Genomic DNA, 13,892 nt, shown 5'->3' with positions numbered 1-13,892 from the left:
GAAAGAGTAGGAGGAAAACATGTGGTATATCAATTTATAAGACAGGTAAAGAAGCATATAAAAAGCAATATGATTATTTATTCAGTGCTTGTGTTCTTTTATTTGGTAGGTATTTCCGTAGGTTCTTTTACTATTAAAGTTGTAGACAAACACCATAAAGAAGAATTATTTTATTTTCTTGATGGATTTTTTCAAAATTTTATTAGTAATGAATTTGCAGGCATTGAAATAGTACGACAATCATTATCTAATAATTTACCTCTTTTAGGACTATCATGGATATTAGGTCTTTTAATCTTGACTGCACCCTTTATAATCTTAATAATTATTTTTAAAGGATTTATAATTGGATTTAGTACTGGATTATTAATAGAAAAGTTTAGTGGAATCGGTTTAATGGTACTTTTTTTAGGTGTATTACCACAAAATCTGATTATTATTGCTACTTTTATGCTTGCTACACAAATTTCGATATCATTTGCCTTAAACACTTTTAGAAAGAGTTCAAAACAGATGGATTTATCTAAAAGGGTGATTATGTATTCAATGTTCTACTTAATATTAACGTGCATTATTGTTGTAGCGAGTCTGATTGAAGGATTTATTGGACCAATTTTTATAAAATTAATATTTAAAGTGTTTAATTGACATAAAGTTCTAAAATCGCATATTTTGTAAATTGTTTTCTTTATTTTGCAGGAATTTAGATGTTTTTGTAGAAAGTATAAACTAAGATATTTTTTATAGATAAAAGGGGTTAAAAAGAATGAAAGATTTAATGTGTAAATTTGAAGTCTACTTGATTAAGGATAAGCAACTTTCTAAAAATTCCCTTGAATCATATAATCGAGATATAAAACAATATTTTAATTACATAGAAAAAAACGGTATTGCTGAAATTACAGAAACAAATAAAACAACTGTTATCTCTTATATGATGTATTTGCAAAATTTAGGAAAGGCCGTTTCTACAATTTCAAGAAATTTAGCTTCTATACGCTGTTTTTATCAGTTTTTACTTACGCAAAAACTAATTGATGAAAACCCAACTTTAAAGTTAAATACACCAAAGTGCGAAAAAAAATTGCCTAACATTTTAACTTTGAGGGAAGTTGATCTGTTACTTAACCAACCCAATGAAACAACATTTAAAGGCTTAAGGGATAAAGCTATGCTCGAGTTGCTTTATGCCACTGGGATACGTGTAACAGAATTAATAACCCTAAAAACATCTGACCTCAATTTAGAATTAGGATATTTAAGATGTAATACAGAAACAAAGGAGCGTATTATCCCTTTAGGGTCAATTGCAATTAAGTGTTTAGAAAAATATCTCACTGAGGCAAGGAATTTAATAACCCAAAAAAATGTTAATGATCAGAGTCTTTTTTTAAATTGTCAAGGTAATAAACTAACTAGACAAGGTTTTTGGAAAATTATAAAAACATATACAAAAAAACTAGATACAGATAAAGCAATAACACCTCATACCCTAAGACATTCTTTTGCAACACATCTAATACAAAATGGTGCTGATTTAAAATCTGTACAAGAGATGTTAGGGCATTCTGACATATCAACTACCCAGATATACACACATCTAACTGAAAATAAAATAAAAGATGTATATAATAAAACCCACCCAAGGGCCTGAAATACAGGCCTTATTTTATTTGTAATAAAATTTTACATATTTAATTACAAAATACAATTATAGGGTATGATAAATGTAAAAAGTAGGAGGCCAAATATGATTAATAGAGTAATATTATTTGTTATGGACAGTGTGGGCATTGGAGCTCTACCAGATGCTCTAGAATTTGGAGATGAAGGTGCCAATACACTTGGTAATATAATTAAAAAAGAAAATGGGATAAACTTAAAAAATCTAAGAGAACTTGGCATAGGAAATATTGATGATTTTGAATTTATTAAATCTGTTTCTAACCCTATCGGTTGCTACGGTAAAGCAAAAGAGTTATCAAATGGTAAAGACACAACTACTGGGCACTGGGAACTTGTTGGGTTACCATTAGAAAAACCTTTTAGGACATTTCCAAATGGGTTTCCTAAAGAAATTATCGACACATTCGAAAAAGCTATAGGGCGAAAAGTTATTGGGAATATACCTGCCTCAGGTACAAAGATTATAGAAGATTTAGGCCAGGAACATATAATGAATGGAAGTCCAATTATATATACTTCAGCAGATAGTGTTTTTCAAATTGCAGCTCATGAAGATATAATATCTTTAGAGGAATTATATGATATGTGCAGAAAAGCTCGTGATATTATGTTAGGAGATTATGCTGTAGCAAGAATTATTGCACGTCCATTTATCGGAGCACCTGGAGCGTTTAAGAGGACACCAAATAGAAAAGATTTTTCTTTAGATCCTTTTAAAGATACTATCTTAGATAAGACTGTTGAAGCAGGATTAGATGTTATAGGTATTGGTAAGATTAATGATATTTTTAATGGTAAGGGCATAACAAAATATGTTCCTACTAAAAACAATACCGAAGGTATTACAAGAACTGTCGAATTTATAAAAGCTGATAATAAAGGGATAATATTTACAAATTTAGTAGATTTTGACTCGGAGTATGGGCATAGAAGAGATGTTAAAGGGTATAGACATGCATTAGAGCAAATGGATTTACGGATTCCTGAAATACTAAGTGCCCTTAAAGATGATGATGTTATTATATTTACTGCAGATCACGGCAATGACCCAACATTTAAAGGAACAGATCATACTAGGGAGTATATACCTGTATTAATTTATGGTAAAAAAATAAAAAACAATGTAAACATTGGAACCAGGGAAACATTTTCTGATATTGGTGCTACAATTTCAGATTTATTAGGTGTTTCAAAATTACCTCATGGCAATAGTTTTATGACTGAGATTATTGAAAAAGATTAATAATCTTTTCATTTTAAAATAAATTACAAGGGAGCGCATCTTAGTGAGAATGATTGACATTATAGTAAAAAAAAGAAATGGTTTTAAGTTATTAGAAGAAGAAATAAATTTTTTCATACAGGAGTATACCTTAGGGAATATTCCGGACTATCAAGTATCAGCACTATTAATGGCGATTTATTTCCAAAAATTAGATAGTGATGAGACTACTAATCTTACAAGAGCAATGATGAATTCAGGGGAGACTATCGATCTTACATTAATAAATGGTATTAAGGTTGACAAACACAGTACAGGTGGTGTTGGTGATAAGACAACTATTGCTCTAGCTCCTATTGTTGCAGCCTGCGGTGTACCTGTAGCAAAAATGTCAGGAAGAGGACTAGGTCATACAGGCGGTACTGTTGATAAACTAGAGTCAATCCCAAAATTAAATACTACTTTATCTAAAGAAAATTTTATTAAACAGGTAAATGAAATTGGAATTTCTGTAATAGGTCAAAGTAATAACTTAGTGCCTGCAGATAAAAAATTATATTCATTAAGAGATGTTACATCAACTGTCGATAATATATCGTTAATTGCTAGTAGTATAATGAGTAAAAAACTTGCATCTGGTGCAGATGCTATTGTTTTAGACGTAAAAACCGGCAGTGGTGCCTTTATGCAGAATTTAGACGACTCTATTTCTCTTGCGAAAGAAATGGTGAAGATAGGATTGAACATGAAACGAGAAACAGTTGCTATGATTTCTGATATGGATCAACCCTTGGGATGGGCTATAGGTAATTGTTTAGAAGTTAAAGAAGCAATAGATATATTAAAGGATCAAGGTCCTGATGACTTAAAAAAATTATGTATAGAGTTAGGTGCTTATATGCTTTTATTAGGTAAACGTGTTGATAACATTGAGCAGGGAAAAGAAGAAATTAAAAACGTAATATCTTCTGGATTAGCACTGGAGACCTTTAAGAAATTTATTTTAAGTCAAGGCGGCGAAATTAGTTGCATTGACAACACAGATTTATTACCACAAGCTAGTGATATTCACCCAGTATTATCTAAAGAATCCGGTTATATAGAAAATATTCAGGCTAATGTTGTAGGAACGGCCGCAATGTTACTTGGTGCAGGAAGAATGACAAAAGACTCTAATATTGATTTGGCAGTAGGAATTGTACTTAACAAAAAATGTGGAGATTATGTAGAAGCAGGGGAACCTTTAGCGTATATTCATAGTAATGATATAAACAAGAAAATATTAGCTATTGAAAAATTAGTAAGTGCTTACAAAATAACACAACGACGTCCTGAAACTAGACCTCTAATTTTTGACATTATTACTAAAGATACTCTGTAATAGATTAACTCTTCTGGTGCATAAGGTAATGATTCTATGGAAATCATAATCTTATAAAAGAAGAGGAGGTTATTGTATTGAAGAATAAACTTAAATTTAAGTACATTATGTCTAGTTTGTTGATATTCTCCATTATGTGCATAAATATAAATATTGCAGAAGCACAACTATTTGATGTTGATGCTAGAGCTGCCATTCTAATTGACGCATCCACTCGAACAGTTCTATATGAAAAAAATATACACGAAGCACTACCACCAGCAAGTATTACAAAAATTATGACTATGTTATTGGCTATGGAAGCATTAGAGGAAGAAAAAATTAGTTTAGATGATCAGGTTGTTGTCAGTGAAAGAGCTTCAAAAATGGGTGGAACCCAACTATACTTAGAACCAGGTGAGATTAAAACGATAGAGGAACTAATGAAAGGAATTGCTATACGTTCGTCAAATGATGCATGTGTTGCCATAGCAGAGTTTATTTCAGGATCAGAAGAATTGTTTGTACAAAAAATGAATGATAGAGCAAAAGAGTTAGGGATGGAAAACACTACATTCAAAAATACTAATGGTTTACCTGAAGAAGGTCACGTTACATCTGCATATGACATTGCATTAATGTCGAAGGAGCTATTAAAACATGAAACAGTTATGGTATGGTTGAACACTTGGATGGATGAAGTTGTAGTTGGAACTAAAAAGCAATCAACACAACAATTAGTTAACACTAATAAGTTAATACGTTCATATAAAGGCGCTAATGGTTTAAAGACAGGATATACAAGTGAAGCAAAACACTGCTTATCAGCATCAGCTACAAGAGGGAATAATTCATTTATTGCTGTTGTCCTAGGGGCACCAACATCACCAATACGTTTTTCAGAAAGTGCTAAGCTATTAGATTATGGTTTTGCTAATTACAATACAATAGAAATTGCAAAAAAAGGTGAAAGTTTGGGAAATGTTACTGTAGATAAAGGAAAGAATTCTAGTATTAGTAGTACCGTTGAAGATGATATATACATGCTAGTAAAAAAAGGCGAAGAACAAAGTATGGAAAAAGAGATAGTTTTAAAAGATAATATATATGCACCTATAAAAAAAGGTGATAAAATTGGCGAAATAATTATTACTATGGACGGAAAAGAAGTTAAAAAGGCTAATATCGTAAGTAATGAATCAGTAGAAAGATCTTCAATATTTACAATAATGGGTAGAATGTTCAGAGGGATGACTGGCCATTAGAAATTAAAACTAATTATATATGATTAAAGTAGTACATTCATTGTACTACTTTCTTTTTGTAAAGATTTTAATATGATATAATTTACTTATACATATTTTTAAAAGGGATGGTCATATATGCGAGTAATAACAAGCCATCAAAATTTAGATTTTGATGGACTAGCAAGTATGGTTGCTTGTTCTAAGATTTATCCAAACAGCGTAATGGTTTTTTCTGGTTCTTTGGATAAGGAAGTAAAAAAATTTTATAATCTATATAAAAACATTTTAATAATAAAACAAATTAATCAAATAGATATTAGTTCAATAACTGAATTAATAATAGTAGATGAAAATAAATATAATAGAATTGGAAAATTTAAAAGTATACTAAAAAAAGATATCCCAATTACAATTTATGATCATCATTCATGTAATAACGATACAATACAAAATGCAAATAAGACAATTAAAATCTTAGGATCATGTACAAGTATACTAATTGAAGAAATAATAAAAAATAATATCATTTTATCCAACTTTGAAGCAACATTGTGCCTATTAGGTGTATATGCTGATACCAATTGCTTAACTTTTGAGCAAACTAAACCTAATGATGCCACAGCAGTTGCTTATCTTTTAGATAAAGGTGCAAATTTAGAAGTTGTTAAAAAGTATCTACAATTTAATCTTAATGAGAAACACAGCAATCTCTTAATAAGACTTCTTTCAGAAAGGGAAGAAATATTTATAAATGGGCATAAACTTATAATTTGTACATTTAAAACTGATGAATTTATTGGTGAATTAGGGTACATTACAAATAAAATGATTGACTTAGTTAAAACTGATGCTATATTTAATATAGTAAAAATGGAAAATCGCTGTTATATTGTTAGCAGAATTTCAACGAATATAAAAATGGATTTAAGAGAAGTACTGGTTGATTTTGGTGGCAAGGGTCATAGCAGTGCTGCTTCTGCAGTAATTAAAGACGGCGATCCTATTAATATAAAAAACCAGCTATTAAGTATAATTCATATAAAACTGGAGCCATCAATAACTGCTGAGGATATAATGAATTTTCCAGTTAAATCATTATATGAAAATATGACTATTGAAGAAGCACATAATATAATGTTAAGACATGGGCATTCAGGAATGCCTGTAGTAAATGAATATGGAAGAATAACTGGTATGGTTTCGAGAACAGACATAGACAAAGCAATTATACACAATCTAAAACATGCACCTGTAAAAGGATTTATGTCTGTAGATGTTAAAACAGTAAATTATGACGAGTCAGTTGATAAGGTTAGTGAATTATTGACTAAATATAATATTGGTCGTTTACCTGTGTTAAAACATGATGAAGTTATTGGTATTGTTACAAGATCAAATATAATAAAAACCTTTCATGGTGGAGATTATCCTAGGTGGTATGAAACATTATTTAAAAATAAGGAGTTAGAATATACAAACCTTGCTGAAAAAATTAAGAATTTACCACAAGATCAATATAATATAATCCTAAAACTTAGTAAAGTTGCAGATCAATTAGCTTGCAATGTATATGTTGTCGGAGGATTTGTACGTGATCTAGTTATGAATAGGGAAAACTATGACATGGATATCGTTGTTGAAGGAGAGGGAATAGCCTTTGCTAAGGAAGTAAGCGGTTACTTTGGTGGAGAGATAGATATACATGATAAGTTTAATACTGCTTCTGTTATCTTACCATCTGGCCAACAAATTGATATTGTTACTGCTAGGAGAGAATATTATGAGCACCCTGCAGCATTACCTAAGATTGAAAATAGTTCAATAAGAAACGATCTTTTCAGAAGAGATTTTACTATTAATTGTATTGCTTTGAAGATAAATACAATCGAGTTTGGAAGGCTAATAGATCCATTCGGAGGACTTGGGGATATAGGGAATCAACAATTACGAGTGCTATATAATCTTAGTTTCATTGAAGATCCTACGCGTATTTTTAGAGCAATAAGATTTTCTGCACGCTTAGGATTTGATATAGAAAAAAATACAAAGAATTTATTAATTAAAGCCATACATGATAATATGTTGAAAAAATTGAGTAATGATAGAGTCAGAGCAGAGATTAATCATATACTCAAAGAAGATAAATATTTAAAAAATTCTCTAGAACTATTAAACTGTTACAATATATTGAAATCCTTACACCCCCAATTCAATATTACTACTAAAGTATTGATAAAAATAGAAGAAATTGATAAATCAGTTGAAGAATTATGTATTACTAAAGATATAAATAAGTATATAATTATAGTTATTCAGCTGTTAAGTGATGTACCTTTAAAAGATATAGAAGATATCATAAGTATAATTACTACTAGTGCAAAAACAACCATTGAAGTAATCAATACATTAAAAAAGAAAGATGATATATATGATTTACTTTCTGATATAGATAAAAATTCATTTTATGTATATGAAGAGCTAAAAAAATATAGTCTAGAATCTATTGTTTATTATTATAATGATACTGATAATCCCAATATAAAGAAAAGCTTAATATTTTATCTCCAAAATCTACGTAAAATTATTCTCGAAATTAAAGGCTCCGATATAAAGGAATTAGGAGTTATCCCAGGACCAATATATAAAAGTATTTTTCGTGAAATACTTAAGGAGAAGGTATTAGGAAACCTTAAAAATAAAGAAGATGAAATTAAATATGCTAGGGAATATATCAGCCGTCTAAATAGAAAGGACCTATGAGAATGCTAGATAGAATTATGAATATTAATCGAATTATATATATTTTACCAGGGATATTACTGGCTTTAACAGTACACGAGTATTCTCATGGTTTATCTGCTTATTACTTAGGTGATCATACTGCTAAAAAGTATGGTAGATTAAGCTTGAATCCAATAAAACATATTGATCCTTTTGGGTTCTTTATGCTTTTTATTTTTGGTTTTGGTTGGGCTAAACCCGTACCTGTAAATCCTAATAATTTTAAAAGAAGAAAATTAGGTTATTTTATAGTGTCAATATCAGGACCTTTATCTAACTTTATTTTGGCAATTGTACTTACTATAATATTAGGAGTACAGACTAATTTTCTAGTAAATCCTTATCTGAATCAGATTTTGTTAAGCGCGGTCTATATTAATGTCATACTCGGCGTATTTAACTTATTTCCTATACCACCATTAGATGGATCTAAAATTCTTATGTTATTGTTACCATCAAAGATGGAAAATTTATTTTATAAGTTAGAGAGATATTCTTTTATTTTTTTAATTCTTCTATTATATTTAGGAGTAATTGAAAAAGTACTATTTCCGATTGTTGATTTCTTAGTATATAGTATTTTAAATTTAACTGTGTTATTTATCTAGAGGTGAAAGACTATGGCATACAAGATAAAAATTGAAGCTTTTGAGGGACCCTTTGATTTATTATTTCATTTAATAGACAAAAATAAAGTTGACTTATATGATATACCGATAAATCAAATTACAGAACAATATTTAAGTTATTTAAATAAAATGAAGCAATTGGATTTAGATATAACAAGCGAATTTCTTATTATGGCTGCAACTCTTATAGAAATTAAATCAAAAATGTTATTGCCCCAGGAAAAAAGTAATCTTATAGAAGAAGATGAAGAGGATCCAAGAGAAGAGTTAGTACGGAAGATGGTCGAATATAAGAAGTACAAAGAGATAGCAAAGCAATTCAAGATAAGGGAAGAAAAAAATAATAAAGTTTTCTATAAGAAAAAAGAAGAAATATTAATAGAAGAAACAAACAGTGAGGACCAATTTCAACAAGTTGAAATTAATGATTTATTAAAAGCTTTTCAAAAGATTATTAATAGTCCCAAAAGTAACAGCAGTAATACTAGTATTAACTTTAGAAGCATGAAAAGAGATACTATAACTATAGAAGAAAAAATGAAAGATATCCTATATTTATTAAATGATAATTCTCAAATTAGTTTTAGTAAATGCTTTTCTAATCATTCTGATAAAATTGATTTGATTACAACTTTTCTTGCAGTTTTAGAACTAATTAAATCTAAAAAAATTATAGTATGTCAAAACAGCTTATTCTGTGATATAAAGATACTGAGTAATAACTAGAGGTGAAATTAAAATGAATAAACCAACAATTAAGGCAGTGCTTGAAGCTGTTATGTTTGCATGGTCAGAACCTATTTCAATAAATGATTTGAGTAAAATTGTTGAAGCAAAACAAGATATAGTGAAAAATGCAATTGAAGAGATGAAAGAAGAGTATAGTTTATCTACGAGAGGTATACAAATTGTAGAAATGAATGGTTATTATCAGTTAGCTACAAAACCTGATTTTCATAAATATTTACAAAAACTAATTGAACCCAAAAACAATAAGGGATTAACACAAGCAGCTCTAGAGACTTTATCGATTATTGCATATAAACAACCTATTACAAGAACAGGTATAGAGGAAATACGTGGAGTAAAATGCGATAAGGCAATTAATACATTATTAGAAAAAGACCTTATTTCTGAAGCAGGGAGACTAGAGAAAACAGGTAGACCAATTTTATACGGAACTACTCTTAACTTTCTCAAAACTTTCGGACTGAAATCAGTCGATGATTTACCAGATATTAAAGACTTACATAAAACAAATAATGATATAACAAATAACAGCATAGAAAAAGATTTATTGAGCAATTAAAATCTTAAAAAGATAGAATACACAGTTATTCTATCTTTTTAGGTATTATTTACTTATTGTTAGAAGAATCTCTCTTATAATTTTTGATGCTACTGCAGTTGATACACCTGTTGCATCATAGTCAGGGGCCAATTCAACTACATCTGCTCCAATAATATTTAATGGGGCAATTAAACCTATAATATTCATCATATCAGAAAAAGATATACCACCTGGTTCTGGTGTTCCTGTACCAGGGAAAATTGATGGATCTAAAACATCTAAGTCGATAGTTAAATATACTGGCTTATTTTCAACCTTTTTAATTATATCTTCTAGATTATTGAAATTAAATTTATTTAATGTTGTATGTCCATTATCCGCCCATTCAAACTCTTCTTTTAATCCTGATCGTATACAGAATTGATATATACGGTTATCACCAACTAATTCCCAGATATTCCTTATAACGGTAGCATGAGATTTTTTTTCACCTAAATATTCTGTTCTTAAATCAGTATGAGCATCAAAATGAAGAATTACTAAATCTTCATGGTATTGTAAAGCAGCTTCAACAGCAGGTAAAGTTACAAGGTGTTCTCCACCAATCATTAGGGGTAGCTTACCTTGACTATAAATTGATTCAGTAAAATGTTTAATCTGGTTTAAGACAGTATCACGATTACCAAATGTAAACTCTAGATCCCCTGCATCGTGTACTGTAAAGTTTTCTAAGTCTTTATCAAGATAAGGACTATAAGTTTCGAGTCCATAGGAATCTATTCGTATTCTACTAGATGCAAATCTAGATCCAGGACGAAAAGAACTAGTTCCATCGTAAGGGGCACCAAATAAAACAACAGAAGAATTTTCATAAGTACTATTACATCCAATAAAACAATACTTATTAAACATTTCCATTTTCTATAATCTCCTTAACATGATTTGGAAGATAAAAAGCACCTTTATGTAAGTCTGTGTTATAGTATTTTGTTTGTATACTTAATTGTTCCCAAGCTTTATGATCTAAGTCTTTTAGAGGGTCCAATTTTTTTGAAGCAAATCCAAAAAGCCAGTATCCTGTTGGGTAAGTTGGTATACTCCCTTGATAAATTTTAGAAATTGGAAATATATCTTTAATCTTACTATGGGATCGAATTAGTTCTTTTGCTAAATCATTATAAATGACACCTTCACTTTGATTAGTTAAAATGCCATTATCACTTAGAGCTTGGTAACAGTCGGAGTAAAATTCTTTCGTAAATAATCCTTCCCCAGGTCCAATCGGGTCAGTGGAATCAACAATTATCAAATCATATTTATTAACTTTATTTTTTATAAACTTTATTCCATCTTCATAATATAATGATACACGCTCATTATCCAGTTCGCACGATATTGTCGGAAAATATTCTTTAGACACATCACATACCATTTTATCTATTTCAACCATATCAACATGTTCAATTGATTTATATTTCATTAATTCTCTTACTGTTCCTCCATCGCCACCACCAATTACTAAAACATTTTTAATAGCTGGATTAACTGCCATAGGCACGTGTACGATCATATCATGATATATGAATTCATCTTTTTCAGTAACCATTACTAGTCCATCTAAAGTTAGTAATTTCCCAAATTCATAAGTATCTAATACATCAACTTTTTGATAGTCACTTTTACCAGAATAAATATGCTCCTTCACTTTCATAGAAAACTTTACATTTTCAGTGTGTTCCTCTGTATACCATAATTCCATTATATCTCCTCCTAAAACTGATATTTTAAAATACTACAGCATTATTTTACATCTAAGCAAAACAATTATTCACTTATTAAATATAAAGTATTTAATATAAATGTCAATATTTTTTATGTAAATATGTATAAGTTAATAAATTAATTTAATATGTGTATATATTAAATATTTGGAAAGAATACAAAAATACATATTTGGCATTATTGAGGTGGAGAATTTGAAGATATATATAGGAATAGGTCTCTTGATTTTAATAGCTATCGTATTATTATCAAGTGTTAAAATACATATATTGGTGTTGCGAAAAGGTGAAGATGATTATGTAGAACTAAATATGAGATTTTTATTTGGGCTCATTTCGTTTACAAAAAAAATACCCTTCATTGAAATGATGAATTTATTCTCAAAGAATAAAGATATTATAGAAACTGAAATTGATACCTATGCAAAAGTTGGATCTGTTAACGCAAAGAAAAGTAAAGTGGACCGGCTATTTAATTACAGAGAAATTAACTTACTGAAAGAGAAATTTATATTAATTAATCGAAAGTATAAAAAAGCTATAACATATTTTAAAAGAAAGTTAAATCTTGAAAAAATTTTATGGGAAACAATTATCGGAACTAATGACGCAGCCGAAACTGCAGTGCTTTTAGGTTTGTCTTGGATGTTGAAAGGGAATATTATCAGTATTATGTCAAATAATATAGGTAATATGAATCAACCAGTTATAAAAGTACAGCCTGATTTTAATCAAAGTATTTTTAGGACAAAGATTAACTGTATATTTTCACTGAAAATAACACATATTATTACTGCCTGTATAAAAATTGTTTTAATTAAAATAAATTAGAGGTTGGTGATAAAATGAATACGCATCCAATTGAAATGTTAATGAAAACAACAATGGAAAGTATAAAGGAAATGGTGGATGTAAATACTATTGTTGGAGATCCAGTAGAAACACCTGAAGGTACAGTAATTGTTCCAATATCAAAAGTATCCTTTGGTTTTGCATCTGGCGGTGGTGATTTCACTAATGAAATAAAGAAACATAAACATGAAGATGAGAATGAATTAGAAATTAAACCTCCAGATCAGTTTCCATTTGCAGGTGGTACGGGAGCAGGTGTATCTGTTCAACCGGTAGCATTTATGGTTGTAGGAAACGGACAAATGAAATTAATGCCAGTAGACCAAAAATCCAATATGATAGATAATATATTGAGTATGACACCTAAAGTAATGACTGGATTACAAAGTATGATGAATAATAGTAAGAATAAAAACACAGAAAATATAAACAATAATGGCCAAAATATTTAAGAGGACTGATATTTCAGTCCTCTTTTTAATTAATTTGTATATTTTGCTTATAAAAAGTATAATGTATATATAGATTAAGTTAGTAGTAAGGAGTTGTAGCACGTGGATATAAAAGAAGCTATAGAGTTAATATGGAACAATAGAAAATATAGCACAAACGATCCTAAAACAGCTATCAGTCATCTTAATGAAGAAGTTGCAGAATCACTAAAGGCTTTGATGAATGATGATATAGCAAAAGCAAAACGAGAGTTAAAAGATGCTATGAGTTGTATGTTTATTGCTTTAAAAGTATTAAATGTTGATGTAGAAGAGGCTATTGCTTATCAGGTTGAACAGATGAAAACACAACAGAATAGTAATAAAATAATGAGAATATACAAAAACAAGGTTGAAATAGTTGTAAATAATCATATTAAGGGTAGTTGGTCAATTTGGAGTGAGGATGACCTTGAAGAAGCTAGAAAAATAGGCAAAGAATTTGGCTGTAAAATTAAATATATTACAGATGATAACGAGATAAGTTTATAAATGCTTATCTTTTTTTATTATCGATAAATATAATAAAATTGTTTAGTTCATACTAAAGTA

Annotated in this window: 14 protein-coding genes; 12 read left to right on the top strand and 2 right to left on the bottom strand. The window is 29.3% G+C overall.

All coding sequences use genetic code 11. From position 1 onward, the window contains the following. Positions 1-21: 21 nt before the first annotated feature. From spoIIM to scpB, 9 genes are all read left to right on the top strand, one after another. Positions 22-648, top strand: a complete 627-nt coding sequence (gene spoIIM, locus RH915_RS01580; protein WP_310477511.1) for a stage II sporulation protein M — start codon at positions 22-24, stop codon at positions 646-648. A gap of 118 nt (positions 649-766) precedes the next feature. Continuing rightward, positions 767-1,654, top strand: a complete 888-nt coding sequence (gene xerD / locus RH915_RS01575; protein WP_310477509.1) for a site-specific tyrosine recombinase XerD — start codon at positions 767-769, stop codon at positions 1,652-1,654. A 96-nt stretch (positions 1,655-1,750) separates the two neighbouring features. Further along, entirely contained in the window at positions 1,751-2,929 is a 1,179-nt protein-coding gene (locus tag RH915_RS01570; RefSeq protein WP_310477507.1) for a phosphopentomutase, read from the top strand. A gap of 43 nt (positions 2,930-2,972) precedes the next feature. Further along, positions 2,973-4,289, top strand: a complete 1,317-nt coding sequence (locus RH915_RS01565) for a pyrimidine-nucleoside phosphorylase (RefSeq protein WP_310477506.1) — start codon at positions 2,973-2,975, stop codon at positions 4,287-4,289. A 77-nt stretch (positions 4,290-4,366) separates the two neighbouring features. Beyond that, entirely contained in the window at positions 4,367-5,533 is a 1,167-nt protein-coding gene (locus tag RH915_RS01560; RefSeq protein WP_310477504.1) for a D-alanyl-D-alanine carboxypeptidase family protein, read from the top strand. 117 nt (positions 5,534-5,650) lie between these two features. Beyond that, on the top strand, positions 5,651-8,275 hold the full coding sequence (locus tag RH915_RS01555; RefSeq protein ID WP_310477503.1) for a CBS domain-containing protein: 2,625 nt from the start codon (positions 5,651-5,653) through the stop codon (positions 8,273-8,275). Between the two features lie 2 nt (positions 8,276-8,277). After that, the gene (locus RH915_RS01550; RefSeq protein WP_310477502.1) at positions 8,278-8,904 is read left to right on the top strand and encodes a site-2 protease family protein; all 627 of its coding nucleotides are present in this window, start codon (positions 8,278-8,280) and stop codon (positions 8,902-8,904) included. Between the two features lie 12 nt (positions 8,905-8,916). Beyond that, positions 8,917-9,651 (top strand): segregation and condensation protein A, encoded by a 735-nt coding sequence (locus tag RH915_RS01545; protein ID WP_310477500.1) that lies wholly within the window; start codon positions 8,917-8,919, stop codon positions 9,649-9,651. Between the two features lie 13 nt (positions 9,652-9,664). Next, positions 9,665-10,234 (top strand): SMC-Scp complex subunit ScpB, encoded by a 570-nt coding sequence (gene scpB, locus RH915_RS01540; RefSeq protein WP_310477499.1) that lies wholly within the window; start codon positions 9,665-9,667, stop codon positions 10,232-10,234. Between the two features lie 45 nt (positions 10,235-10,279). Here scpB and speB read toward each other — a convergent pair whose 3' ends face one another. Together speB and speE are read right to left on the bottom strand one after the other, a co-directional pair. Then, positions 10,280-11,134, bottom strand: coding sequence for an agmatinase (gene speB, locus RH915_RS01535; RefSeq protein WP_310477498.1), 855 nt, complete (start codon positions 11,132-11,134; stop codon positions 10,280-10,282). After that, entirely contained in the window at positions 11,121-11,975 is an 855-nt protein-coding gene (gene speE, locus RH915_RS01530) for a polyamine aminopropyltransferase (protein WP_310477497.1), read from the bottom strand. The genes speB and speE overlap by 14 nt, the downstream gene beginning before the upstream one ends. A gap of 217 nt (positions 11,976-12,192) precedes the next feature. Here speE and RH915_RS01525 point away from each other — a divergent pair, with 217 nt between their 5' ends. The 3 genes from RH915_RS01525 to RH915_RS01515 all read left to right on the top strand — a co-directional run bounded on the left by RH915_RS01525 (position 12,193) and on the right by RH915_RS01515 (position 13,832). Further along, positions 12,193-12,828: a DUF2953 domain-containing protein gene (locus RH915_RS01525; protein ID WP_310477496.1), complete on the top strand. Its 636-nt coding sequence runs from the start codon at positions 12,193-12,195 to the stop codon at positions 12,826-12,828. 14 nt (positions 12,829-12,842) lie between these two features. Continuing rightward, positions 12,843-13,301: a GerW family sporulation protein gene (gene ytfJ, locus RH915_RS01520; protein WP_310477494.1), complete on the top strand. Its 459-nt coding sequence runs from the start codon at positions 12,843-12,845 to the stop codon at positions 13,299-13,301. A gap of 102 nt (positions 13,302-13,403) precedes the next feature. Continuing rightward, positions 13,404-13,832 (top strand): hypothetical protein, encoded by a 429-nt coding sequence (locus tag RH915_RS01515; RefSeq protein ID WP_310477493.1) that lies wholly within the window; start codon positions 13,404-13,406, stop codon positions 13,830-13,832. Positions 13,833-13,892: the final 60 nt, after the last annotated feature.

It is taken from the genome of Serpentinicella sp. ANB-PHB4 (assembly GCF_031432315.1).
Classification (GTDB): domain Bacteria; phylum Bacillota; class Clostridia; order Peptostreptococcales; family Natronincolaceae; genus Serpentinicella.
The sequence above is the reverse complement of the archived record's forward strand: the minus strand, read 5'-3'. Positions and strand labels throughout refer to the sequence as shown.